Below are 1,418 nucleotides of genomic sequence, written 5' to 3'. Positions count from 1 at the left end.
AGTTGTGTGCGTCAAGTTGTGCAAATAGGATGATCAAGTAATTGGCTGATTCTGGTGCGCTGTCGGTGGCGCGCAGGGCGAAGCCCGGAGCGACAACGACAGCGCGCGGCTGCTTCAGGCGGCCAGTCTCAGCAACTCCTTTTTCTGTTCCGCGAGGAACGCCATGTTCAGATACCGGTTGTCTTCCAGCCATGTTTCGTGGGTTTCCACGCACAAGGCCCGAATCAGCCGCAGACAGGATTCGGTATTCGGGAAGATGCGCACCACCAGCGTTCGGCGCTTGATCTCCTCGTTGAGCCGCTCGAGCATGTTCGTGCTCTTCAGGTGTTTGTGATGGGCTCTGGGTAGCCGGTAGAAGGTCAGCGTCTCGACGATATTCTCTTCCACCCAATTGACCAGCTTCGGGTATTTGCCCTGCCATTTCGTGATCCACGCGGCCAGATCGCGCTGCGCTTCCTGGATGTCGCGCCGGTCGTAGATCCAGCGCAGTTCCTGCAGACAATCATCGTCGGCCTTCCTGGGCAGGTAGTCCAGCGCATTCCTCAGGAAATGCACATAGCAGCGCTGCCAGGCCGATTCGGTCAGAACCTCCCGGATCGCCTTCTTGAGCCCGGCATGGTCGTCCGAGACCACGAACTCGACGCCCGACAGGCCGCGCTCTTTCAGGCGTAGTAGAAAGTCCTTCCAGCTGCTCTGACTCTCCCGGTTGGCCATTTCGACCGCCAGAACCTGGCGTTTGCCCTCCCAATTGATGCCGAGGGCGATGAGCACCGCCTGATGGGCAATCACGCCCCCATCCCGCACCCGCTCATAGCGCGCATCGAGTATCAGGTAGGGGTAGGTTTCGTCGAGCTGCCGATGCGCAAACCGCGCCAAGGCGTCGTCCAGCCCTTTGTTGATGGTGCTGATGGCACTGGCCGAGAAACGGTGACCACACAGCTCTTCGGTGATGGCCTTGACTTTGCGGGTGGAAACACCCTGGACGTACATTTCCGCCAGCGCCGCCACCAGAGCTTTCTCGCTTCTGGCGTAGCGCTCGAACAGGGCGGTGGAGAATTCGCCGCTCCGATCCCGCGGTACGCGCAGCTCGAGCTTGCCGATCCGGGTAACCAGGTTGCGCCCGTAGTAGCCGGCCCGGTACCCGCCTCGGGCTTGCGTACGCTCGCCCCGCTCTGCGCCCAGAAATTCGCTCATCTCGCCTTCCAGCACTTCTTGCAGCGCTTCCTTCATCAGCGCCTTCATCAGGTCACGGTCACCCGCAACCTCTTCTATTGCTTTGAGCTTCGTACTACGCTTCATCGTGGTCATGGTTTGTCCTCTCAAGGGATTCACGGTCGATCTCGACAATCAACCTCTTACCATGACCACCCGCCTGCTTTCTACCGCAAACGCTTTTGCACATAAGTCGGCACACTACC

Annotated in this window: 1 protein-coding gene; it reads right to left on the bottom strand. The window is 59.5% G+C overall.

What is annotated here, in order from left to right:
- Positions 1-114 precede the first annotated feature (114 nt).
- On the bottom strand, positions 115-1,308 hold the full coding sequence (locus ACCAA_RS02950) for an IS256 family transposase (RefSeq protein ID WP_186405761.1): 1,194 nt from the start codon (positions 1,306-1,308) through the stop codon (positions 115-117).
- Between the last annotated feature and the right edge of the window lie 110 nt (positions 1,309-1,418).

It is taken from the genome of Candidatus Accumulibacter aalborgensis, assembly GCF_900089955.1.
Taxonomy (GTDB): Bacteria; Pseudomonadota; Gammaproteobacteria; order Burkholderiales; family Rhodocyclaceae; genus Accumulibacter; species Accumulibacter aalborgensis.
Note: the sequence above shows the minus strand (reverse complement) of the source record. Positions and strands in the feature narration are given on the sequence as shown.